We start from the raw sequence: 21,937 nt of genomic DNA on the forward strand, positions 1-21,937 counted from the left end.
CGCTCAGGGCAGCCACTTCTTCCACACGCCGGGGTGGCTGTCCACCCACCTCTTCGCCGCCTGGTCGGGCGACAGCTTCTGGTCGGCGATCATCAGGGAGACCTCGTTCTGGTCGTCGGTCGTCCACCGGAACTTCTTGAGGAAGGCCGCCGCCTTGCCGCCCGACCTGGCGAAGTCCGCGTTGAGGTACTTCTGCAGCGGGGTGTGCGGGTAGGAGCAGGCGACCTTGGCCGCGTCCGCGTCGCAGCCCTCCTTGTACGGCGGCAGCTTCACCTCCGTCATCGGGACCTTCTCGAACAGCCACTGGGGCGAGTACCAGTACGTCAGGAAGGGCTTCTTCTCCTTGGCGGACTGCTTCATCTGGGTGATCTGGGCGGCCTCGGAACCGGCGAAGACGACCTCGTAGTTCAGCTTGAGGTTCTTCACCAGGGCCTTGTCGTTCGTGACGTACGACGGGGAGCCGTCCATCAACTGGCCCTTGCCGCCGCTCTCCGCGGTGCGGAAGAGCGAGGCGTACTTGTTCAGGTTCCGCCAGTCGGTGATGTCCGGGTGCTGCTTGACCAGGTAGGTCGGCACGAACCAGCCGATGTGGCCGGTCACCCCGAGGTCGCCGCCCCGCGCGATGGTCTTCTTGTCCTCGACGTACCGCTTCTCCTGGTCCGGGTGGCCCCAGTCCTCCAGGATGGCGTCGACCCGGCCCTGGCTGAGCGCGTCCCAGGCGGGCACCTCGTCGACCTGGACGGTGTCCACGTGGTAGCCGAGCTTGTGCTCCAGGAGGTACTGGGCGACGGCCACGTCGGCCTGCGCACCCACCCAGGACTGCACGGAGAGGGTCACGGACTTCGTGCCGCCGGCGTTCGCGAACGGCGAGGCCTGCTTGGTCATGTCGGCGGCGCCGCAGCCGGTCGCGGTCAGCAGCACCAGCGAGCCCAGCACGGCGGTGGTCGTACGGCGTCGCATGTCAGGCTCCCTTCCCCGTGCGCCGCCGGGTCGGCTGGGTCACCCGGTCCAGCATCAGCCCGAGGCAGACGATCGCGGCACCGGCCACCAGGCCGGTCGCCAGGTCGCCCTGGGCGAGGCCGAAGACGACGTTGTAACCGAGGGCGCCGCCGCCGACCAGGCCGCCGATGATGACGACGGCGAGGACCAGGACCACGCCCTGGTTGACGGCGAGCAGCAACGACCGCCTCGCCAGCGGGAGCTGGATCTGCCACAGCTGCTGCCGGCCGGTCGCGCCGAGCGAGCGCGCCGACTCCAGCGCGGCCGGGTCCACCTGGCGCAGGCCCTGCGCGGTGATCCGGACGACGGCCGGCAGGGCGTAGACGACGGCCGCGGCGACGGCGGGCGCGCGGCCGACGCCGAACAGGGCGACGACCGGGATCAGGTACACGAACTGCGGCATGGTCTGGAAGACGTCCAGGACCGGGCGCAGGGAGCGTTCGACGCGGTCGCTGCGGGCGGCGGCGATGCCGGTCGCGAAGCCGAGGACGAGCGTCACGGCCACGGCGGCCAGCACCTGGGACAGCGTGTCGAGGGCCGGTTCCCAGACGCCGAGCACCCCGATCGCGGCCATGGCGAGGACGGCGGTCAGCGCGGTGCGCCAGGTGCCGATCGACCAGGCCAGGGCGGCGACGATGAACAGCACCGACCACCAGGGCAGCCACTCGAGGCCGCCGCGCACCGGGTCCAGGACCCAGGTGGTGAAGTGGCCCGCCCAGTCGGCCGTACCGCCGACGACCGGGACGCCGGAGTAGAGGTGGTTCGTCATCCAGTCGACGGCGCGGTCGACCGGCGCGGCGATGTCCAGGGCCCAGCCCGACGGCCAGTCGAGGCAGCCGAGGAGGCGGGCGGCCAGGGCGACGGCCACGGGGACGGCGAGGGCGTAGGCCCAGCCGATGGTCTTCGGGCGCGCGGTGCCGTCGTCCGCCGCTCCGGCCGCCGCCGTCACGCGGTCCAGGACGATCGCCAGCAGCACGATCGGGATGCCGGCGGCGAGGGCCTGGCCGACGTCGACGGAGGCGAGCGCCTGGTAGACGCGGTCGCCGAGGCCGCCGGCACCGATGACCGAGGCGATGACGGCCATGGACAGCGCCATCATGATCGTCTGATTGAGGCCGAGCAGGAGTTCGGCCCGGGCCAGCGGGATACGGGCGGTCAACAGCCGCTGGCGGCGGGTCGTGCCGAGCGACTCCACGGCTTCCAGGACCTCGGGGTCGGCGCCGCGCAGGCCGAGCGCGGTGAGGCGGGCCATCGGCGGGGCGGCGTACACGACGGTGGCGAGGACGGCCGCGGGGACGCCGATGCCGAAGACCAGGACGACGGGGAGGAGGTACGCGAACGCGGGCAGCACCTGCATGGTGTCCAGGACCGGGCGCAGGGCGCGGTCCAGGCGGTCGGACAGACCGGCGCCGAGCCCGAGCAGCGCGCCGACGACCACGGAGGTGAGGACCGCGACCACCATCAGCGCGAGCGTCTGCATGGTCGGGACCCACATGCCGAGGGCGCCGCAGGCCAGGAAGGCGATCGCCGTGCCGGCGGCCAGGCGGGGTCCGGCGACCCGCCGGGCGACGAGGGCGCCGAGGACCGTGACCCCGGGCCAGCCCGCGGCGAGGAGGGTGAGGTAGACGGCGCGCACGGCCAGGACGACGGCGTTGCTGATGTAGCCGAAGAAGTACAGGAACAGGGGGTGGCTGTCCCGGTTGTCGATGACCCAGTTACTGGCGCCGGTGAGGGGTTTGGAGACGCCGACCGTCAGGTCGTGGGGCCAGGTGGCGCCGGGCCAGTGGCCGGCGGCCCAGGGGGCCAGGACCGCGGCGAGGAGCGCGAGCAGGAGGAGTTTGCCCGCGGTACGGCTCTTCAGGACGCGCGGTTCGGCGGTACCGGAGGTCGGGACGGTGAGCGTTGCCATCAGACGGCCTCCGGGCTGGTGCGGGGGCCGGGCGGGGTCGCTTGCCCGCGTTTGCGAGGCGCCGCCGTCCGTGGGAGAGGCGCCGTCCCGGCGGTACGGCCGCCCGCGGCTACGGCGGTGTCGGCCACCGGAGCTGCCGCGGGTACGCCTGCCACGACACCGAGCAGGTGCGCGTGGTCGACCACTCCCAGGCATCGGCCCTCGTCCATCACGCGGGCCGGGGCGCCCGCTCGGGCCACCGCTTCGATCGCCTCGGCGACCGTCGCATCCGGGTGGATCGCGGGGCCGTTCTCCGGGTCCTCGGCGGAGGCCGGGCGCATGGCCGTGCGGCAGGTCATGACCTGTTCGCGCGGTACGTCGCGGACGAACTCGCGGACGTAGTCGTCGGCCGGGGCGCCGACGATCTCCTCCGGGGTGCCGAGCTGCACGACCTTGCCGTCGCGCATCAGGGCGATGCGGTCGCCGAGCTTCAGGGCCTCGGAGAGGTCGTGGGTGATGAAGACCATCGTGCGGCCCTCCTCGCGGTGCAGGCGGGCCACCTCGTCCTGCATGTCGCGCCGGATGAGCGGGTCGAGGGCGCTGAACGGCTCGTCGAACAACAGAACTTCGGGGTCGACGGCCAGGGCGCGGGCGAGGCCCACCCGCTGGCGCTGGCCGCCGGAGAGCTGGCCGGGGCGGCGGTGTTCCATGCCTTCGAGGCCGACCTTGGCGACGACCTCGGCGGCCCGCTCGCGTCGCTCGGCCTTGCCGATGCCCTGGATCTGCAGGCCGTACGCCACGTTGTCGAGGACCGTGCGGTGCGGGAGCAGGCCGAAGTGCTGGAAGACCATGGCGGCCCGGTGCCGGCGCAGTTCGCGCAGGCGGGCGCGGTCCATGGCGCGGACGTCCTCGCCGTCGATGGAGATGGTGCCCGCCGTCGGTTCGATGAGGCGGGTGAGACAGCGGACCAGGGTGGACTTGCCGGAGCCGGACAGGCCCATGACGACGAAGACCTCGCCCTTGCGCACGTCGAAGGAGACGTCCCGGACGGCCGCCGTGCAGCCGGTGCGGGCGCGCAGTTCGGCGGGCTCGAGGGCGGCGAGTCCGGGGTCGGCGGGGATCCGGTCCGGTTTGGGGCCGAAGACCTTCCACAGGCCGGAGACGGAGAAGACGGGAGTGCCGCCGGTGGGCGGCTTGCGGGTGGGGCCGGTGAGGGTCATCGGACGTCACCTCCGATCAGGTCGACGGCCTTCTCCCCGACCATGAGCACCCCGATCATCGGGTTCACGGCGGTCATGGTCGGGAAGACGGACGCGTCGGCGATGCGGATGCCGTCGAGGCCGCGGATTCGCAACTCCGGGTCCACTACGGCGAGTTCGTCGTCGGCGGCGCCCATCTTGCAGGTGCCGGCCGGGTGGTAGACGGTGTGGGCGACCTTGCGGGCGTAGTCGCCGAGTTCGGCGTCGCCCCGTATCTCGGGGCCGGGGCACACCTCGCGCCTGAGCCAGCCCGCGAGCGGCTCGGTGCCGGCGATCTCGCGGGCGATGCGGATGCCGTCGACCAGGGTCCTGCCGTCGTAGTCGTCCTCGTCGGTGAAGTAGCGGAAGTCGAGGGCGGGTTTGACGGACGGGTCGGCGCTGGTGAGGTACAGGCGGCCGCGGCTCCTCGGCTTGGGGATGTTCGGGGTCATGGAGACGCCGTACTGCGGGCGCTCGTAGCCGAGGCGCTCCGGGTTGTCCGTGAACGGGACCTGGTAGAAGTGGAACATCAGGTCGGGTCCCGCGTGTCCGGGGTCGCGGCGCACGAAGAGGCCCGCGTCGGAGTCCATCGCGGAGTTCTCCGGTATGGGCCCGTGGGTCTCCCAGACGATGACCGACTCGGGGTGGTCCAGCAGATTCTCGCCGACGCCCGGCAGGTCGTGCACGACCGGGATGCCGAGGGCCTCGAGGTCCGCGCGGGGGCCGATGCCCGAGTGCAGCAGCAGGCGCGGGGAGTCGATGGCGCCCGCGCACAGCACGACCTCGTTCCGGGCCCGGATCAGCAGGTCCTCGCCGTCCCTGGTGCGCACGTGGACGCCGTCGGCGCGGGTGCCGTCCAGCTCCAGCCGGTACGCCCAGGTCTCCAGCATGATCGTCAGGTTGGGCCGCTCGTCCATCACCGGGTGCAGGTACGCCACCGACGCCGAGGACCTCCTGTTGTTCTCGGGGTGGTAGGCGAGGTCGAAGAAGCCGACACCTTCGGTGAACGGCTTCTTGTTGAAGCCCTCGATGCGCGGGACGCCGAGCGCGGCCTGGGCCGCGTCGACGAAGTCGCGGGCGACGGCGTTCCGGTCCTTCTCGTCGACGGAGACGATGTTGTTCTTCAGACGGGCGTAGTAGGCCTCCATGGGGACGGCCCCCCAGCCCTTGGCGCCGGCCTCCTCCCACTCGTCCCAGTCGGACGGCAGCGGCTTGAAGGAGATGAGGGTGTTGTGGGAGGAACAGCCGCCGAGGACGCGGGCGCGGCTGTGCCGGATGTGCGAGTTGCCGCGTGGCTGCTCCACCGTGGGGTAGTCGTAGTCGAGTTCGCCGCCGAGCAGGCCCATCCAGCGGCGCAGGGTGAGGACGTCGTCGCGGCCGACGTCGCTCGGGCCGCCCTCGATGACGGCGACGGTGGCGTCGGGGTTCTCGGTGAGTCGGGAGGCGACGACGGAGCCCGCGGTGCCGCCGCCGATGACGACGTAGTCGTAGACGTGGGGGATGTGGGACATGGGGTACTGCTCCAGGAGGTGTTTTCCGGGGACGAGGTGGGGCTCAGCCGGCGAACCAGCGCACCGGCCTCGGCGCGAGGTTCTGGTAGACGTGTTTGGTCTCGCGGTACTCGGCGAGCCCGGCGGGCCCCAGCTCGCGGCCGGTGCCGCTCCTGCCGAATCCGCCCCACTCCGCCTGTGGCAGGTAGGGGTGGAAGTCGTTGATCCAGACGGTGCCGTGACGCAGGCGGGCCGCGACGCGCCGGGCCCTGCCGGGGTCGGACGTCCACACGGCGCCGGCGAGGCCGTACTCGGTGTCGTTGGCGAGGAGGACGGCCTCGTCCTCGGTGCGGAAGGTCTCCACGGTGAGGACCGGGCCGAAGACCTCTTCCCGTACGACCTTCATCTCGCGGTGGCAGGCGTCGAGGACGGTCGGCTCGTAGAAGTAGCCGGTCTCGGGGCGCTCGGGTGAGGGCTCCGGGCGCCTGCCGCCGCAGCGCAGTACGGCGCCCTCGGCGAGCGCGGAGGCCACGTACGCCTCGACCTTGGCGCGCTGCTGCTCGGAGACGAGCGGGCCGCACTCGACGCCGTCGGCGGTGCCGCGGCCGAGCCTGATCCGCCGCGCCCGGCGGGCGAGTTCGGCGACGAAGCGGTCCCGGACCGACTCCTCGACGATCAGCCGGCCGCCGGCCGAGCAGACCTGGCCGCTGTGGATGAAGGCGGCGTTCAGGGCCTGGTCGACGGTGGTGTCGAAGCCCTCCTCGGTGGCGCAGGCGTCGGCGAAGACGACGTTGGGATTCTTGCCGCCGAGTTCGAGGGCGACCTTCTTCACGGTGGGGGCGGCGGCCTGGGCCACCCGGGTGCCGCTGACCAGACCGCCGGTGAAGGAGACCAGGTCGACGTCCGGGTGCTCGGCGAGACGGGCGCCGACGGTGTGGCCGGGGCCGGTGACGAGGTTGGCCACGCCCGCGGGCAGGCCGGCCTCGGTGAGCAGTTCGATCAGGGCGACGGTGGTCAGCGGGGTGATCTCGCTGGGCTTGACGACGAACGTGTTGCCGGCCGCGAGGGCCGGGGCGATCTTCCAGCTGGCCTGGAGGAGAGGGTAGTTCCAAGGGGTGATGAGCGCGCAGACGCCGACCGGCTCGTGCACGACGACGCTGTGGATGTCGGGGGACCCCGCGTCCACGACCCGTCCGGGCGCCTCGGCCGCGACCAGGTCGGCGAAGTAGCGGAAGGCGTCGGCGACACAGTCGATGTCGATCCGGCCCTCCTCGACGGTCTTGCCCGCGTCCCGACTCTCCAGCAGGCCGAGCTCCTCGCGGTCGCGGACGAGGAGGCCGGCGACGCGGCGCAGCAGGGCCGCACGTTCGGCGACGGGGGTGCGGGGCCAGGGGCCGTGGTCGAAAGCCTGCCGGGCGGAGGCCACCGCGCGCTCGGCGTCCTTCTCGTCACCCTCGGCGACCACGGCGAACGGCCGGGCGTCCGCGGGATCGAGGATCTCGCGGGTCGCGCCGGAGATCGCCGGCAGCCACTCACCCCCCGCGTGAATGGTCGCCCGGGGCTGTCGTTCGGTTCTGTCCGCCATGCTCGGTGTTGCCTTCCGTTCCTGATCGATGCCCCTGCGTCACAGGCGTGTCACGCTCGGGGACCGTCGGCGCCTGCCCGGGACCGGAGCGTCGCATGCGCAATCGATGACCAAAAGTGCGCGGCATCACATCAGCAGATGCACCGATCATCAACAGGCCGGGCATTTGATTCCCGCCCACTCAGGGAATATTTAAAGAGTGCGATTACCCCCCTTCCGGGTTACCCGCATTCCCCCGAATGCCCCAAAGCCGACCTCCGTCGATCATCGTTAAGCGACCGTGATGCGATTGGACTGGCACACGAGCGAGGATCATCCGACGACCACGCTGTACTGGGGAACCGACACGGATCCCACGTCCTGCTCGGACCTGCTCGATGATTTCCTGAAGAGAATCAATACGATGGAAAATGAATATCGGCGGACAATGACAGACCTGTGCACGGCGTCCTGAGTCAGGTACGGAAGGATTTACCGATGGACAGAATTCAACAGGACGCCGGTCTCTACGAGCACACCTGGAACGTCGTCCCGGAACCGGGCATCGCGCAGAACGACTGGGACCCGGTCGAGGAACTGGCCCAGATGCTGTCCGCGCCGACCTCCGTGAGCCCCGTCACCACCCCGCTGAACATTCCCTCCCCGCGCAGGAGCAGCCGCCGGCGCCTGCGCCAGGAATCCCATCTGCTCGACGGCGGCCGGCGCTTCACCCACATCACGCTGCTGATCGCGACGGTCACGCTGTGCGCACTGGGCATGCTGGGCTGGTCCGTCTGCTACTCCTACGGGCAGCTGCAGGAGACCGCCTCCGCGGTGCTGCCCACCCGCCTGGCGCAGTGCTGGCCGCTGATGGTGTACGGGCCGTGGTTCGTGGCGGCGCTCTCCGTCGTGCGGGCCACCGCCCAGCGCCGGAGCGCGCGGCGGTCCTGGTGCATCGTGGTGGCCGCTTCCGCGATGGCCGTGGCGTTGTGCGTCAGCCACTCGTCCCATGCGCTGCTCTCGTTAGTGATCTTCGGCATCCCGCCGGTCACCGCTCTGGTGTGCTTCTGGGAACTCGTCGGCCAGATCTCCGCCAAGAGCCGGCCGAGGCACGGCACCCGCGCGGACGCGCGGCCACAGTCCAAGAACGGCAACCTTTGACCGGAGTCAAGGAACTCCCGTCCGCGCGGCGGACGTGTCCGCCGTCCGCCGGTTCAACCGGTACCTCACCCGCCGCATCGGCGGCCTGGACGACCGCTACCTCGGCCAGGACCGTCCGTGCGGCGCGGCCCGGCCGCTGCCATGCCAGCCATTGGTTCGAGAAGCGGCTGGGTCCGCGGGACGGCGCGGGACGCCTCGGTCGTCGACCCCCGCACGCGCATCTCGGCCGGGGGCGTCGGCCGTCGAGCGGCCGCAGGAGGTGATCGGGCCGATCAGGCCGACGGCGGCGCGGGCGAACCGCGAACCGCCCCTCCGGCGGCGGGTGTCAGCGCAGCCGGATGCCGGGCGCCTCGCGGGCGGCGGTGCGCGAGGAACCGCGCGGGGCGACGCAACGGACCGGCACCCGGAAGCGAGCACGCACTCCCACGGCGAGCGGCAGAAACGCACCCGCGCACGACGAAAGCCCGGCCCCCTGCGGCGGGATGCCGGGCTTCGGCCGTGTCGCGGGACTCCTAGTGCCGCAACAGGCAACGTTCGCCCCGTCGCGACGCCCGGCACGCACTCTCGCCGCACCGGGAGCACGCACCGGACGCCGCTCCTTGACGGGCAAACGTTGCCTGCCGCGGCACTAGATCAGGCCCAGGCCGCGCACCGCCTCGCGCTCCTCCTCCAGCTCCTTCACCGACGCGTCGATGCGGGCGCGGGAGAACTCGTTGATGTCCAGGCCCTGGACGATCTCGTACTTGCCGTCCTTGCAGGTGACCGGGAAGGAGGAGATCAGACCCTCCGGAACGCCGTAGGAACCGTCGGACGGGATGCCCATGGACGTCCAGTCACCCTCGGCCGTGCCGTTGACCCAGGTGTACACGTGGCCGATCGCGGCGTTGGCGGCGGAGGCGGCCGACGAGGCGCCACGGGCCTCGATGATCGCGGCACCGCGCTTGGCGACGGTCGGGATGAAGTCCTCGGCCAGCCACTTCTCGTCGCCGACGACCTCGGCGGCGTTCTTGCCGGCGACGGTGGCGTGGAAGATGTCCGGGTACTGGGTGGCGGAGTGGTTGCCCCAGATGGTCAGCCGCTTGATGTCGGCGACGGTCGAACCCGTCTTCTTCGCGAGCTGCGTGAGCGCGCGGTTGTGGTCCAGGCGGGTCATCGCGGTGAAGCGCTCGGCCGGTACGTCCGGCGCGGCGGCCTGCGCGATGAGCGCGTTGGTGTTGGCCGGGTTGCCGACGACGAGGACCTTGATGTCGTCCGCGGCGTGGTCGTTGATGGCCTTGCCCTGGGGCTTGAAGATACCGCCGTTCGCCTCGAGCAGGTCGCCGCGCTCCATGCCCTTGGTCCGGGGGCGGGCGCCGACCAGGAGTGCCACGTTGGCGCCGTCGAAGGCGACGTTCGGGTCGTCGGTGATGTCGATGCCCTGGAGCAGCGGGAAGGCGCAGTCGTCCAGCTCCATCGCCGTGCCCTCGGCGGCCTTGAGCGCGGGCGTGATCTCCAGGAGGCGCAAGCGGACCGGAACGTCCGCGCCGAGCAGCTGGCCGGAGGCGATGCGGAAGAGCAGGGCGTAACCGATCTGGCCGGCCGCGCCGGTGACGGTGACGTTCACGGGAGTGCGGGTCATGGCGTTCTCCGTATGACAGCTGGCGGTGGGGCGTCCCTGCCCCGGGCGGATGATCGATCTCTTGGCGTCAAGAGATCGATCCAGCGGTCAGGCTATCGCGCATCCGGCATGCGGGAGGTCCGGGGCCGTGTGGATCACCCCACAAGTCGGACACGTGGCGAATCCAGAGGGCGGCCGCCCGTCCGGGAGAGGGGGAGAGGACGGAGGCGGCCGCCGGGTGGGGGGACCGGATGACCGGACTCCCGTGGGGGGGTACGGGGCCGCGTGCCCAGAATCCGGGCTGCCATGCGCACCCCGGGGAAATTTCCCCCGCAGGATCTCCGGCGCCCGCTTCACCCCGCTCCCGCTACTTCGTGCAGCCCGTCCGGCCGGACGCCAGCGTGGCGCAGGCCTTCGCCTCCGTCGCGTTCTTGACGGCGACCATCGGGGTGTACGCGATGGTGTCGCCGACCCCGGAGGTCCGGCCGGTCTGCCGTATCTTCCCGGCGAGGACCCGCACTTGGTCGCCCGCGGCGGCTCCGGTGATCCGGCCCCAGGCGGTGCCGCAGGTCTTGCTGTACCGGACCTCCAGGGTGGTGGTGCCGACGGTGGCGGTCTTGGCGGTGGTCACCAGTTCGCCGCTGCACCCCATGGCCTCGGCGTCCTTGCCGTCGCAGGCGGAGCCGGTGCACTTGACCCCGGGCGGCGGACTCACGTGCGTGGTGGCGGTCGGGGACGACGACTTGGCGGCGGTCCTGTGCCTCGTGCCGCCCCGGTCGGTGAGGAAGAAGACGACGCCGATGACCACGGCGACGCCGACCAGCCCCGCGAGAAACATGATCATCCGCTGCCGTGCGGGCCCCGGGGCCGGGGCGGCCCCGGCGGCAGGGTGCGCGCCGGGCCCGCCGTCGTACGGGGTCGAGGCGGTCGGGGTCCAGCCCGGGCCGCCGGCCGGGACACCCGGCCGCACACCGCTCACGGCGCCCGCGCCCGCCCCGGCCGCCCCGGCGCCCGGTCGGCCGCTCGCCTGGGACGGCCCCTGATACCCGGCCAGCCCCCAGGAGTTGCCCTTCGAGCCCGAACCCTCGCCCGGCCCCCGGCCCCCGGCGTCTTCCGGCCCCTGATCCGCCCCGTCCACCGACCGGCGCCCCGACCCGTCGACCGCTCCACGGCCCAAGCCGTCGGCCGGACCGCGGGCCGGCCCCCGCCCCGAGCCATCGGCCCCGACCCGCCCGCCTCCGCCGGCCCCGTCGCCGCCCGCGCCGTCCCGGGCGTCGGCGTCAGGAGCCGTCGGCTGGGTGGGGATCGTCGGGGAGACGCCGGACGGGCCGGCGATCCCGGTGAACGCGCTGCCGCCGTCGGCCGCCTTGCGGCCGGACGGGCCACCGGCCGCCTCCGCCGCCCCGAACTCCCCCAGCGCGGCGCGCGCCTGGGCGATGCGGATCGCCTCCATCGTGCGGTCGTGCCGCATCTCGGCCCGGCTCCAGGCGCGTTCGGCCAGCTCCCACATCGTCGTCAGATGCACGGGATCGGTGCCGGTGACCTCGGCGAGCGCGACGACCGCGCCCTTGGGCGCGAGGAGGCGGCCGCCCAGGTAGCGCTCCCAGGACGTCTTGCTGTAGCCCGTGCGGTCGGCGAGTGCCGCGACGCTCAGCCCGCTGCGGTCCACGAGCCGCCGCACCTGGCTGGTGAACTCCCTGATCTGCGAATCCAGATCCTCGGGCAGGTCTTTCCAACGAGGCATCGCTTCCCCCCTGCTCTCGCCCCGGCATTCCCCGTCCTGGCTACCCACAAGGATGCACTGCCTGAGGATCCCAGTTCCCGCGGTGGGGGCGCGCGGGTGCACGGACGGAGCGCGCGGACACCGTAGCGGAACGGTCACTTCCGTGCCACAGCGCGAGGACAGGCGTTGAACAGGCGGTTCCTGGACGGAAGGCTGTGTCACCTGGCGGCGGTTCGCCCTTCCTCGGGGGAGAGGGCGAGCCGCCGCGTCAGCCGGTCCGGGTCACCGGTCCCGCCTCGTGGGCGCGTACGACCGCCCAGCCCCGCTGCCCGGATCGAGCCTGCCCATCGTGCGGTCGAGGCGGGTCTCGGGGCCGCCGTGCCCCCGGCGCCACCAGAGGTACGGGATACGCCGGTGGCCCGTGTCCCTGGGGCAGGCGCGGGCCACCGGCGGCGTGCTCGTCTCTTCCCGGCGCTACTTGTTGTTGCTGAGCGTGACGTGCAGGAAATCCTTCAGGAACGGGATCTGCAGCCACGGATTCGGCTGGGCCATCATCGCGAGCAGCACGATCGCGAGGCCGAGGATGCCGTAGGTGGCGATGTCCGTGAAGCGGGAGCGGACCGCGAGCATGCCGACGCTCGGCAGTGTCCAGCGCATCACCGCGCCGGCCAGCAGGGCGGCACCCATCAGCAGCGTGCCGGCGCGGAACAGGTCGAGGGCGGTCAGCAGCAGGCCGACCGCGACCCCGATGAGCACGATCAGCAGAGGCCACTGCCGGGCCGGGGCCGGAGCGTCACCGGATGCGGCCCGGCCGCCGCCCTCGGGCCGCGCGGTGTCCCTGGTGATGCGCGGAAAGCGGCGGCCGGGCCGCTCCGGACGCTCCCCGGCGCTGTGCGTACCGCGGGTGGACGCCCCCGCCCGGGCGCCCTCAGCCGGCACTGCGCTCCGCCGCCTCGACCACGTTGACCAGCAGCTGCGCCCGGGTCATCGGGCCCACACCGCCGGGGTTCGGGGAGATCCAGCCGGCCACCTCGACGACATCCGGGTGGACGTCACCGACGATCTTGCCCTCGGCGTTGCGGGAGACGCCGACGTCCAGGACGGCCGCGCCCGGCTTGACGTCCTCGGCGCGGACCAGGTGCGGGGAGCCGGCCGCCGCGACGATGATGTCGGCCCGCTTGAGGTGGGCGGACAGGTCGCGGGTACCGGTGTGGCACTGGGTCACGGTGGCGTTCTCGCTGCGCCGGGTGAGCAGCAGCGGCATCGGACGGCCGATGGTCACGCCGCGCCCGACCACGACGACCTCGGCGCCCTTGATCTCCACGCCGTGGGCGCGCAGCAGGGAGAGGATGCCGTTCGGGGTGCAGGGCAGCGGCGCGGGCTCGTTCAGCACGAGCCGGCCGAGGTTCATCGGGTGCAGGCCGTCGGCGTCCTTGGCCGGGTCCATCAGCTCCAGGATGCGGTTCTCCTCGATGCCCTTCGGCAGTGGCAGCTGGACGATGTAGCCGGTGCAGGCCGGGTCCTCGTTCAGCTCCCGGACGACCGCCTCGATCTCCTCCTGGGTGGCGGTGCCCGGCAGCTCGCGCTGGATGGAGGCGATGCCGACCTGCGCGCAGTCGCGGTGCTTGCCGGCGACGTACTTCTGGCTGCCGGGGTCGTCCCCGACCAGGATCGTGCCGAGGCCGGGCGTGACGCCCCTCTCCTTCAGCGCCGCCACGCGGGCGGTCAGATCGGACTTGATCGCGGCTGCGGTGGCCTTGCCATCGAGAATCTGGGCGGTCATACCCCCATCCTCGCGGATGACCCCGGCCCGGTTCCAATCCGGGTGGCCCGTGGTGTTCCCGCCGCCGTGTCACAGCATGATCAGTGATGTTGCACTTGCACAACACCTCCCGCTTCCGGCTGGACAAGCAAGTCCCGGCTGAAGAACGATGAGCACACAGTGCCGCGGGCAGTACCGGGGGGACGGACCGCATCTGTAGAACCCTCCTCCGAACCGTGCCGCGCGTCGTCCCCGCACTTGAACAACGGAGGAGGACCGCCATGAGCTTTGGCGACCCGAACAACCCCTACGGCCCGCCGCCCCAGCAGTCCGGCTACGGCTACCCGTCCCAGCCCCAGCAGCCCGGTTACGGCTACCCGGCCGCGCCCGCGGTGCAGCAGCAGTACGGCGCCGGCGCCCCGATGACGGCCATGCCGAGCAACGTCAGCGCGGCCCGCGTCATGCTGTGGGTGATCGTCGGCCTGCAGGTGATCGGCCTCGCGCTGTTCGCGCTGGACGCGGCGGTCGTGAACCACGCCAGGAACGACAGCGCCATGCAGGACAACGCCTCCTTCCAGAAGCTCATGGACTACGGGTCCGGCGTCCTGGTGGCCTTCGCGGTGTTCGCCCTCGCCTGGGGCGTGTTCGCGGCCGTGCTCGCGGCGAAGTTCAACACCGGCGGCAACGGCGTCCGCGTCACCACCCTGGTGTTCGGCATCATCACCGCGGTCCTCGGGCTGTACCCGTTCGTCATCGTGGGCCTCGTCCACCTGGTCCTCGGCATCCTCATCGCCTGCTTCGTGGGCGGCGCCAACGGCAAGGCCTGGTTCAACCGCGCGCGCTACTGAACCCTCCGGCGTCACGGAACAGTTCGCGCCATTCACCGCCAAGGGCCGTGTCTCACCCGTCCAGGGGAGGCACGGCCCTGGTGTGTCCCCCTAACCTGACTGAGGTGGCCGTTTCGGCCCGGGTGGCCGTCAGGCACGGGGAGAGGCACCTTGTACAGCATCATCGTCGTACCTCCGCCGACCACGGAGGACCGACAGGACCGCACCGCCCAGATCCGGCTCGCCCCGGGTGAACGGCTCAGCTTCGGGCGGGCGCCGGAGAACGATCTGACGATCCCGCACGACGGGGTCTCCCGCCGGGCCGGCGAGCTGGGCGCGCAGGGCGCGTTCTGGATACTGAGCAACCTCTCCGCGCGGCAGACGTACGTCGTGGAGAACCCGGAGGGCGCCGGCGAGCACGTCAAGGTCGGCCCCGGCCGACTGGACGCGCCGATTCCGTTCGAGTTCTCCCGGATCGTGCTGCCCGCCGCCGGGGACCTGCTGGCCGTCGAGGTGTGGGCGCCGCGCCACGACTATCTGCGCGAGGGCGCCGGACCGGACGGCGACACCACCGCACCAGCCTTCTCCGTCGACCGCACCAAGCGCTACTTCGCCGTCCTGGCCGCCCTGTGCGAGCCCCGGCTGCGCGGCGACCCGCACGCCCCGCTGCCCACGGTCGACCAGGTCGCCGACCGGCTGCGTCCCGCCTGGCCGGCCGCCTCGCGCGCCTCGGTGCAGTGGAACATCGACTATCTCGCGGTGAAGCTGCGGCTCAAGCCCGGCCCGGAGACCGCGGACACCGGCCCGCGCCTCAACGGCAAGAAGGAGTCGCTGGTGTCCCTGGCGCTCCGCTTCGACCTCGTGCGGGAGGACGACCTGGTCGTGCTGTCCGCCTCCGCGTCCGGGTCGGCGAGCCGGGCGGTCCGGTGACCGAGCCGTACGCCGTGCCGGTCCCCCGGGGCTACCGGGTCGGCGGCTGGGAGGTGCGCGAGCCGATCGCGACCGGCGCCTTCGGCAGCGTGTACGCGGGCCGGCGCACCGAGGGCTCCGGGGACCTGCCTCGGACCGCCGCGCTGAAGTTCCTGCCCACCGGTACCGGCACCCCGCGCCAACTGGCCCATCTGCGCGACCTCATCGAGCGCGAGGTCGGCCTGCACCGCAGGCTGAGCCGGCCGCGGCTGATCCGGATGTACGAGTCCCTCGTGGTCGACGACCCGGACCGCCCCGAACTCGACGGCGCCACCGTGCTGGTGCTGGAACGGGCCGAGGGCTCCCTGGCGGGGCTGCTCGCTGCCGCGCCCCGCCCGCAGGCCGGGCCCGCCCTGCTCGCCCAGGTCTGCGAGGGGCTGGCCCAGCTGCACCGGGCGGGCTGGGTGCACGGGGACCTGAAACCGGCCAACGTGCTGCTGATGGCGGACGGTTCGGCCCGCCTCGCCGACTTCAACATGGCCGCCGAACTGGAGGGCACCCACGCCTACACCCCCGCCTTCTCCACCCCGGACTACACCCCGCCGGAGCTGCTCTGGTCGGAGATCGGCGAGCGCGGCCGCCGTATTCGCCCGTCGGCCGACGTGTGGGCCTTCGGCGTGCTCGCCCATCTCGTCCTCACCGACTCCTTCCCGCTGTCCGGCGCCACCCCGACGGCCCGCCGGGACGCGGCCGCCGCCTACGCGCGCGGCACCGACGAGCTGCGCCTCTCGCCCGGACTGCCGCACTGCTGGCGGGAGATCGTGCGGGACTGCCTGGCCCGTACGCACGAGGCACGCATCGGCACCGAGGCACTGTCGCGCCGGGTGGAGGCGGCCGCCGGCACGGGGCGCCCGCCGGGCCCGTCCCGGCTGTTTCCGCCTCGCAGACGCCGGCGGACGCTCGTCGCGGGCGCGGCGCTGACAGCCGCCGCCGTGGCGGCCCTCGGCTACGGCATCGGCGGCCGGCCCGGCACCGGCGGCACGGACGACAAGGCCCTGGCCGGGTACGGCGCGTCCGAACTGCGCACGGACAGGGGCGTCCCGGTCGTCTACCGCAAGCTCATCGTCGACGCCGCTCACGGCTGCTCCCGGCCCGAGGTCACCCCCGTGCTCATCGCCGCGATGCTGAGGTCCGAGAGCGACTTCGACCCGAACCTCTCCGACCCCGAGAACCAGGAGTACGGCATCGCCCGCTGGACCCCGTCCGTGCTGCGCTGGTGGATGCAGGACAACGGCGTCCCCGCGTCCGCGACCCCCACGCCCCCGTTGTCCCCCTCCGTCTCCATCCCGGCCATGGGCCGCTACCTGTGCTTCATCGATCCCCGGCTGAAGCCCGGCCTGCCCGGCGACAAACGGGTCCTGATCGCCGCCGCCTACCGGACGTCGTACTCGAAAGTGAACGACACGGGCGGAGTCCCCCCGAGGTACCGCGCCTACTGTGCCCGTGTCGCCCACTACCTCAAGGAGTACGCGCCGCCGGGAAGGAAGTGACCCTGAGACTTCCGAGGTACCGGCGAAAGGCCACGGGTGGGACGGTGGGACCACTTCGCCAGGAACGCAGGAGCGGATGAACGCGACGGCGTCCCGGCAAAGCGACCACACCGTTCGTTCACATGGGGGAACACGTGAACATCGTCAAGCCCGCCGCGCTGCTCGTCGCGGCCACCGCCCTCCTCGCCGGCTCCACGGTCGCGGCGACCGCCGCCGTGCCGGACGGCACCCGGGTCACCGGCGTCCAGCAGGTGGCCGACCAGGTCCTCGCGGGCCACCCGAAGCCGCTCTCCGTCTCCGCCGACCAGGTCCGCTACGACGGCCTCACCCTGACCAGGGCCCCGAAGCTCGCCGCCAAGAAGGACCTGGACTGCGCCTACGGACACCTCTGCATGATCGTCCGGGGCACCAAGTTCGACTTCTACAAGTGCCAGACGTGGACCGTCTCCAACTGGACCGGCGACGGCCCCTACACCAACAACCAGACGCCGGGCACGGTCGCCCGCTTCTACAACCGGGACGGCAGCGTGCGCTGGACCTCGACGGCCTACGACGCCGGCACCGCGACCTGGGACCCGATCTGGTCGCTGCGCCCCTGCTGACCCGACCCGACGGAACGGGTGGTCTCCGGCCCCCTCGGGGGAGGGCCGGAGACCACCGACGAAGAAGCACTCGCTCGGTGCGGGGCCACGAGCGCCTCGGCCGCCACCGTGCGGGCGTACAGGATGCTGCGGCCGGGCCGGGTGGTGCGGAGCAGGCCCGCGCGGCGCAGTGCCGTGAGGTGCTGGCAGGCGCCGCCGACCGTGAGTCCGGCGAGCGCGGCCGACTGGGTGGTGGTCGCAGGTTCGCCGACCACTCGGGCGGGCGCGTCCGAGGGGAGAGCCGGATCCGGCTCCCAGACGGTCGCGGTGCCGCGCGCCGGGTAGCGCAGGAGCGGCTGCCGGGCAGGCGCGGCGAGCCGCCACACGCGGGGCCGGGCGAACGCGGAGAGGCTCCCCCGCGGAACGTGCCTCACCTGGAGGGACCGCACGTGCTCGGCACCGGCAGCCGACACCTCGTGACGGCTGCCGGTGCCGGGCCACTCAGTGGAAGAAGTGCCGCGTGCCCGTGAAGTACATGGTCACGCCCGCCTTCTGCGCGGCCTCGACGACCTGCTCGTCACGGATCGAACCGCCCGGCTGGACGATCGCCCGGACACCGGCGGCGATGAGGATCTCCGGACCGTCCGGGAAGGGGAAGAAGGCGTCGGAGGCCGCGTAGGAGCCCCGGGCGCGCTCCTCGCCCGCCCGCTCGACGGCCAGCTTGCAGGAGTCGACGCGGTTGACCTGGCCCATGCCGACACCGACCGAGGCGCCGTCCTTGGCGAGCAGGATCGCGTTGGACTTCACCGCGCGGCACGCCTTCCAGGCGAAGGCGAGCTCCCCGAGCTCGTCGGCACCCAGCGCCTCGCCCGACGCCAGCGTCCAGTTCGCGGGGTCGTCGCCCTCGGCCTGGAGCCGGTCGGTGACCTGGAGCAGCACACCGCCGTCGACCTGCTTGGCCTCGACCCGGTTGCAGGGCGCACCGGGGGCCTTCAGGACACGGATGTTCTTCTTCTTGGTGAGGGCCTCCAGGGCCCCCTCCTCGTAGTCCGGGGCGACGATGACCTCGGTGAAGATCTCCGCCACCTGTTCGGCCATCTCCTTGCTGACCGGGCGGTTGACGGCGATGACACCGCCGTACGCGGAGACCGGGTCGCAGGCGTGCGCCTTGCGGTGCGCCTCGGCGACGTCCGAACCGACCGCGATCCCGCAGGGGTTGGCGTGCTTGATGATCGCGACGCAGGGCTCGTCGTGGTCGTACGCGGCACGGCGCGCGGCGTCCGTGTCCGTGTAGTTGTTGTACGACATCTCCTTGCCGTGCAGCTGCTCGGCCTCGGCGAGCCCGCCGGTGCCGTCGACGTAGAGCGCGGCGCCCTGGTGCGGGTTCTCGCCGTAGCGCAGGGTGTTCTTGCGCTCGTAGGTGGCACCCACGAAGTCGGGGAAGCCCGACTCGTCGACCGGCGCGTACGAGGATGCGAACCAGGAGGCGACGGCCACGTCGTAGGCAGCCGTGTGCCGGAAGGCCTCGGCGGCCAGACGCTTGCGGGCGGCCAGGTCGAACCCGCCGTCCTTCACGGCCGCGAGCACGTCGGCGTACCGCTCGGGGCTGGTGACCACGGCCACGGAGGGGTGGTTCTTGGCGGCGGCGCGGACCATCGACGGACCGCCGATGTCGATCTGCTCCACGCACTCGTCGTCGCTCGCGCCGGAGGCGACGGTCTCACGGAAGGGGTACAGGTTGACCACGACCAGGTCGAACGGCTCCACACCCAGCTCGGCGAGCTGCTCGCGGTGGCTGTCCAGACGCAGGTCGGCGAGGATGCCCGCGTGCACCCGCGGGTGCAGGGTCTTCACCCGGCCGTCCAGGCACTCGGGGAAGCCGGTCAGCTCCTCGACCTTGGTGACGGGAACGCCGGCGGCGGCGATCCGGCCGGCCGTGGACCCGGTGGAGACCAGCTCCACGCCGGCCTCGTGCAGTCCGCGCGCGAGGTCTTCCAGGCCGGTCTTGTCGTAGACGCTGACGAGCGCCCGGCGAATCGGCCGCTTGTTGCTCTCGGCGGTGGCGGTCACTGGATAACTACCTTTCGTCCCTCAATGCGATAGCCGTTGCGGGCGAGCCGCCCCACGACCTCGACGAGCAGCCTTCGCTCGACTTCCTTGATGCGCTCGTGCAGCGCGCTCTCGTCGTCCTCGTCCCGGACCTCGACCACGCCCTGGGCGATGATCGGGCCGGTGTCGACGCCGTCGTCGACGAAGTGGACGGTGCAGCCGGTGACCTTGGCGCCGTACGCGAGCGCGTCGCGGACGCCGTGGGCTCCGGGAAAACTGGGGAGCAGGGCGGGGTGGGTGTTCACGAGCCGCCCGCCGAAGCGTGCGAGGAACTCCTTCCCCACGATCTTCATGAACCCGGCGGAGACGACGAGGTCGGGTTCGTACGCGGCCACGGCCTCGGCGAGGGCTGCGTCCCACGCCTCCCTGCCGTCGTAGTCCTTGACCTTGCGGACGAAGGTCGGCAGCCCGGCCCGCTCGGCGCGGCCGAGCCCCTCGATGCCCTCTCGGTCGGCCCCTACGGCGACGATCCGGGCGCCGTACTGCTCGGCTCCGGTGCGCTCGATCTCGTCCAGAAGCGCCTGCAGATTGGTGCCGGATCCGGAGACCAGCACGACGAGACGCTTGACCGCTGGGTCAGCGGGGGTGGCGGCCACTGTGGGGCCCTTTCTCGGATGGCGACGGTACCGGCCGACGCTTTGCACCGCGCTTTGTACATTCATACGAATGCTTCGCGTCCCTCGATACAGGGAAGTCTACGAAGCGGCCGACCGTCAGCAACGATACCGGCACACGGGAAGACCCCCACGGGACGGGGGCGTGGCCGGAAGGTAGCGTTCGCAAGGAACCACGGAGGGCAGCCCCGGGAACGCGGTGGTCGTACGGCGCGTTGTCGGGGTGGAGCCCATATCGGACTGCCGTGTTCACAGCCGTATTCGCCTAGGGGAAGACGCTCTTTTGATGCCCGATCGCAGCCTGCGACTCCGCACGTTCCCTCCGACTCCGGCCCAGGGGGGCGAGCGTGGCTTCGCGCTGCTGCGGGAGCGGCCGGCGTCGCCCGCCGAGGCGGGAGCCGAGCAGGGGCACGCGAGGCAGGGGAGCGGTCAGGGGGCCGGGCGGGGCAGCGCTCCGGGTGCCGGGCAGGGTGGGCACGCGGGGCCGGGCGGGCCCGGTGGGCATGGCGGGACCGGCGGGAGCGCTGGGCCCGGCGGGTCCGGCGGGCGTGGCGGTTCCGGTGGGCAGCAGGACGACAATCCCTTCGCGCCGCCGCCCGAGGGTGCACCGGACCAGCCGTGGCGGCCCCGCCACCCGGAGGGCTCGCAGGGCTCCGGCCGAGGACAAGGCGGCGGCTCCCCGTGGGGCGGCCAGTGGAGCGACCGCCAGCCCGGGCGCTCATCCGGCGGCTTCGGCGAGCGGCCCGGTGGCGTTCCCCAGGGCCCCGGCGGACCGGCCGGCTCCGGCATGCGCTGGGACCCGACGGACCCCGCCCAGCGCCGCGCGCGCTACGCCCTCCTGTCCGGCATGTGGGCCGTCTTCTTCGCCCTGTTCAGCTGGACGTACGTCGCTCTGCTGCTGGGCGTGCTGGCCCTGTACTGGGGCACCAGCGCGCTGCGCACCAAGCCGCGCCGACCGGGCCCGGACACCCCGTCGCCCGCGCCGGGGGCGGCGGTCCGGCCCCAGGTGACGGCGGCGGTCGGCGGTCTGGTCACCGCCTCCCTGGCCCTGGTCCTGGTGGCCTCGACCTTCACGGTCCAGTTCGTCTACCGCGACTACTACACCTGCGTGAACGACGCCCTGACCCACGAGGCGAAGCAGTCCTGCCAGCAGTTGCTGCCGCAGCAGCTGCGAGGGGTTCTGGGGGCGGGGAACAGCTGAGGCGACTCCGGCGCCTCATAGCGCCAGGCCGCCGCCTCCACGAGCGACTTCCTCCCAGGAAACCTGAGCAAGTCCGCGGATTCTCTCAGGCAGTTGTTCAATCAGGTGTCCCAACTGGTCATCGCCGGCTACGACAACACAGCCGCCCCATGGGTGATGATCAAGAGGAACTACGCATGCGTACCCCAGCCTCGAACATTCCACGAGATACTGCCACGTGGCCAACTGATGCGCTTTTTCTACATGCACGTCGCTTTGAGCTTCCACCGCCAGCACCGCACGCCCCACCATGCCCATGGACAATGCGTACCAATTGCGCGTCGATGTTCCAGACGGAAGGAGCGCCAGGCACATCCCCTTCCCTCTCGCCCTTCGGGCGGACGCCATGAAATCTTTGATTTCTGCCGACTCGGAATGTACGGCAGACCACTCTGCACGCACTTTCAGGCCACGCGGCGTCTTCATTTCAGTCTGAGCAACAGTCTCGCGCACCATCCCCGGATACCGCTCCGCAAAACCGCTCGGCGCAAGCGCAGACGAACCAGTCGCATACCACGTCCCCAGCGCAACCCATTCAAGGGAGCCCCAGGAAGCGCTGAGCTCAGAGATCAGGACTCGTTCGTCGTCCGAGTGCGCCGGCAGCCAGAGCGCACCAGGCCCTGCGGACGCACTGTCGGGGCTCGCCCACAGGACGCTCAGTTCAGCCCCACCGAGCACCTGCAAG

The 21,937-nt window shown here is 72.0% G+C and carries 19 protein-coding genes and 1 pseudogene; 7 read left to right on the forward strand and 13 right to left on the reverse strand.

The features are described from left to right. Window positions 1-3 precede the first annotated feature (3 nt). The 5 genes from AC5WRT_RS03565 to AC5WRT_RS03585 are packed head-to-tail and all read right to left on the reverse strand — an operon-like array spanning window position 4 to window position 7,200. Window positions 4-960 (reverse strand): ABC transporter substrate-binding protein, encoded by a 957-nt coding sequence (locus AC5WRT_RS03565; RefSeq protein ID WP_496092927.1) that lies wholly within the window; start codon window positions 958-960, stop codon window positions 4-6. A 1-nt stretch (window position 961) separates the two neighbouring features. Continuing rightward, on the reverse strand, window positions 962-2,908 hold the full coding sequence (locus AC5WRT_RS03570) for an ABC transporter permease (RefSeq protein ID WP_496092928.1): 1,947 nt from the start codon (window positions 2,906-2,908) through the stop codon (window positions 962-964). Beyond that, window positions 2,908-4,107, reverse strand: coding sequence for a quaternary amine ABC transporter ATP-binding protein (locus AC5WRT_RS03575; RefSeq protein ID WP_496092929.1), 1,200 nt, complete (start codon window positions 4,105-4,107; stop codon window positions 2,908-2,910). Before AC5WRT_RS03575 ends, AC5WRT_RS03570 begins: the two co-directional genes overlap by 1 nt. Then, window positions 4,104-5,636, reverse strand: coding sequence for a GMC family oxidoreductase (locus AC5WRT_RS03580; RefSeq protein ID WP_496092930.1), 1,533 nt, complete (start codon window positions 5,634-5,636; stop codon window positions 4,104-4,106). Before AC5WRT_RS03580 ends, AC5WRT_RS03575 begins: the two co-directional genes overlap by 4 nt. Window positions 5,637-5,679: 43 nt before the next feature. Then, complete coding sequence (locus tag AC5WRT_RS03585) at window positions 5,680-7,200, reverse strand: aldehyde dehydrogenase family protein (protein WP_496092931.1); 1,521 nt, start codon at window positions 7,198-7,200, stop codon at window positions 5,680-5,682. A gap of 477 nt (window positions 7,201-7,677) precedes the next feature. On the opposite strand from AC5WRT_RS03585, the gene AC5WRT_RS03590 reads away from it, so the two are divergent. Both AC5WRT_RS03590 and AC5WRT_RS03595 read left to right on the forward strand, forming a co-directional pair. Then, the gene (locus AC5WRT_RS03590) at window positions 7,678-8,340 is read left to right on the forward strand and encodes a DUF2637 domain-containing protein (protein ID WP_496092932.1); all 663 of its coding nucleotides are present in this window, start codon (window positions 7,678-7,680) and stop codon (window positions 8,338-8,340) included. Between the two features lie 34 nt (window positions 8,341-8,374). Continuing rightward, window positions 8,375-8,479 (forward strand): annotated as a pseudogene (locus AC5WRT_RS03595) (GNAT family N-acetyltransferase); the annotation flags it as partial. 489 nt (window positions 8,480-8,968) lie between these two features. On the opposite strand, the gene AC5WRT_RS03600 reads toward AC5WRT_RS03595, so the two are convergent. From AC5WRT_RS03600 to AC5WRT_RS03615, 4 genes are all read right to left on the reverse strand, one after another. After that, window positions 8,969-9,958: a malate dehydrogenase gene (locus AC5WRT_RS03600; protein WP_496092933.1), complete on the reverse strand. Its 990-nt coding sequence runs from the start codon at window positions 9,956-9,958 to the stop codon at window positions 8,969-8,971. Window positions 9,959-10,304: 346 nt separating this feature from the next. Further along, window positions 10,305-11,681: a helix-turn-helix domain-containing protein gene (locus tag AC5WRT_RS03605; protein ID WP_496092934.1), complete on the reverse strand. Its 1,377-nt coding sequence runs from the start codon at window positions 11,679-11,681 to the stop codon at window positions 10,305-10,307. A gap of 453 nt (window positions 11,682-12,134) precedes the next feature. Beyond that, window positions 12,135-12,599 carry a DUF3017 domain-containing protein gene (locus AC5WRT_RS03610; RefSeq protein WP_496092935.1) on the reverse strand — a complete coding sequence of 155 codons (465 nt, stop codon included), beginning with the start codon at window positions 12,597-12,599 and terminating at the stop codon, window positions 12,135-12,137. After that, window positions 12,589-13,443, reverse strand: a complete 855-nt coding sequence (locus tag AC5WRT_RS03615) for a bifunctional methylenetetrahydrofolate dehydrogenase/methenyltetrahydrofolate cyclohydrolase (protein WP_496092936.1) — start codon at window positions 13,441-13,443, stop codon at window positions 12,589-12,591. Before AC5WRT_RS03615 ends, AC5WRT_RS03610 begins: the two co-directional genes overlap by 11 nt. 260 nt (window positions 13,444-13,703) lie before the next feature. On the opposite strand from AC5WRT_RS03615, the gene AC5WRT_RS03620 reads away from it, so the two are divergent. The 4 genes from AC5WRT_RS03620 (at window position 13,704) to AC5WRT_RS03635 (ending at window position 17,310) form a co-directional block, all read left to right on the forward strand. Next, on the forward strand, window positions 13,704-14,270 hold the full coding sequence (locus tag AC5WRT_RS03620; RefSeq protein WP_496092937.1) for a hypothetical protein: 567 nt from the start codon (window positions 13,704-13,706) through the stop codon (window positions 14,268-14,270). A 150-nt stretch (window positions 14,271-14,420) separates the two neighbouring features. Continuing rightward, window positions 14,421-15,179, forward strand: coding sequence for an FHA domain-containing protein (locus AC5WRT_RS03625; protein WP_496092938.1), 759 nt, complete (start codon window positions 14,421-14,423; stop codon window positions 15,177-15,179). Continuing rightward, on the forward strand, window positions 15,176-16,708 hold the full coding sequence (locus tag AC5WRT_RS03630) for a protein kinase domain-containing protein (RefSeq protein WP_496092939.1): 1,533 nt from the start codon (window positions 15,176-15,178) through the stop codon (window positions 16,706-16,708). The genes AC5WRT_RS03625 and AC5WRT_RS03630 overlap by 4 nt, the downstream gene beginning before the upstream one ends. A gap of 122 nt (window positions 16,709-16,830) precedes the next feature. Then, on the forward strand, window positions 16,831-17,310 hold the full coding sequence (locus AC5WRT_RS03635; protein ID WP_496092940.1) for a hypothetical protein: 480 nt from the start codon (window positions 16,831-16,833) through the stop codon (window positions 17,308-17,310). Here the strand turns inward: AC5WRT_RS03635 and AC5WRT_RS03640 are convergent. From AC5WRT_RS03640 to purN, 3 genes are all read right to left on the reverse strand, one after another. Beyond that, window positions 17,256-17,723, reverse strand: a complete 468-nt coding sequence (locus tag AC5WRT_RS03640; protein ID WP_496092941.1) for a hypothetical protein — start codon at window positions 17,721-17,723, stop codon at window positions 17,256-17,258. The two genes, AC5WRT_RS03635 and AC5WRT_RS03640, sit on opposite strands and share 55 nt — an antisense overlap. Before the next feature lie 67 nt (window positions 17,724-17,790). Further along, entirely contained in the window at window positions 17,791-19,359 is a 1,569-nt protein-coding gene (gene purH, locus AC5WRT_RS03645) for a bifunctional phosphoribosylaminoimidazolecarboxamide formyltransferase/IMP cyclohydrolase (RefSeq protein WP_496092942.1), read from the reverse strand. After that, a complete protein-coding gene (purN, locus tag AC5WRT_RS03650) occupies window positions 19,356-19,994 on the reverse strand; it encodes a phosphoribosylglycinamide formyltransferase (protein ID WP_496092943.1) in 639 nt (212 codons plus the stop codon). Before purN ends, purH begins: the two co-directional genes overlap by 4 nt. A gap of 304 nt (window positions 19,995-20,298) precedes the next feature. Between purN and AC5WRT_RS03655 the strand changes: the two genes are divergently transcribed. Then, window positions 20,299-21,213, forward strand: a complete 915-nt coding sequence (locus AC5WRT_RS03655; RefSeq protein WP_496092944.1) for a hypothetical protein — start codon at window positions 20,299-20,301, stop codon at window positions 21,211-21,213. Between the two features lie 15 nt (window positions 21,214-21,228). On the opposite strand, the gene AC5WRT_RS03660 is transcribed toward AC5WRT_RS03655, so the two are convergent. Beyond that, entirely contained in the window at window positions 21,229-21,936 is a 708-nt protein-coding gene (locus AC5WRT_RS03660; RefSeq protein ID WP_496099914.1) for a hypothetical protein, read from the reverse strand. Between the last annotated feature and the right edge of the window lies 1 nt (window position 21,937).

It is taken from the genome of Streptomyces sp. NTD91 (assembly GCF_059510455.1).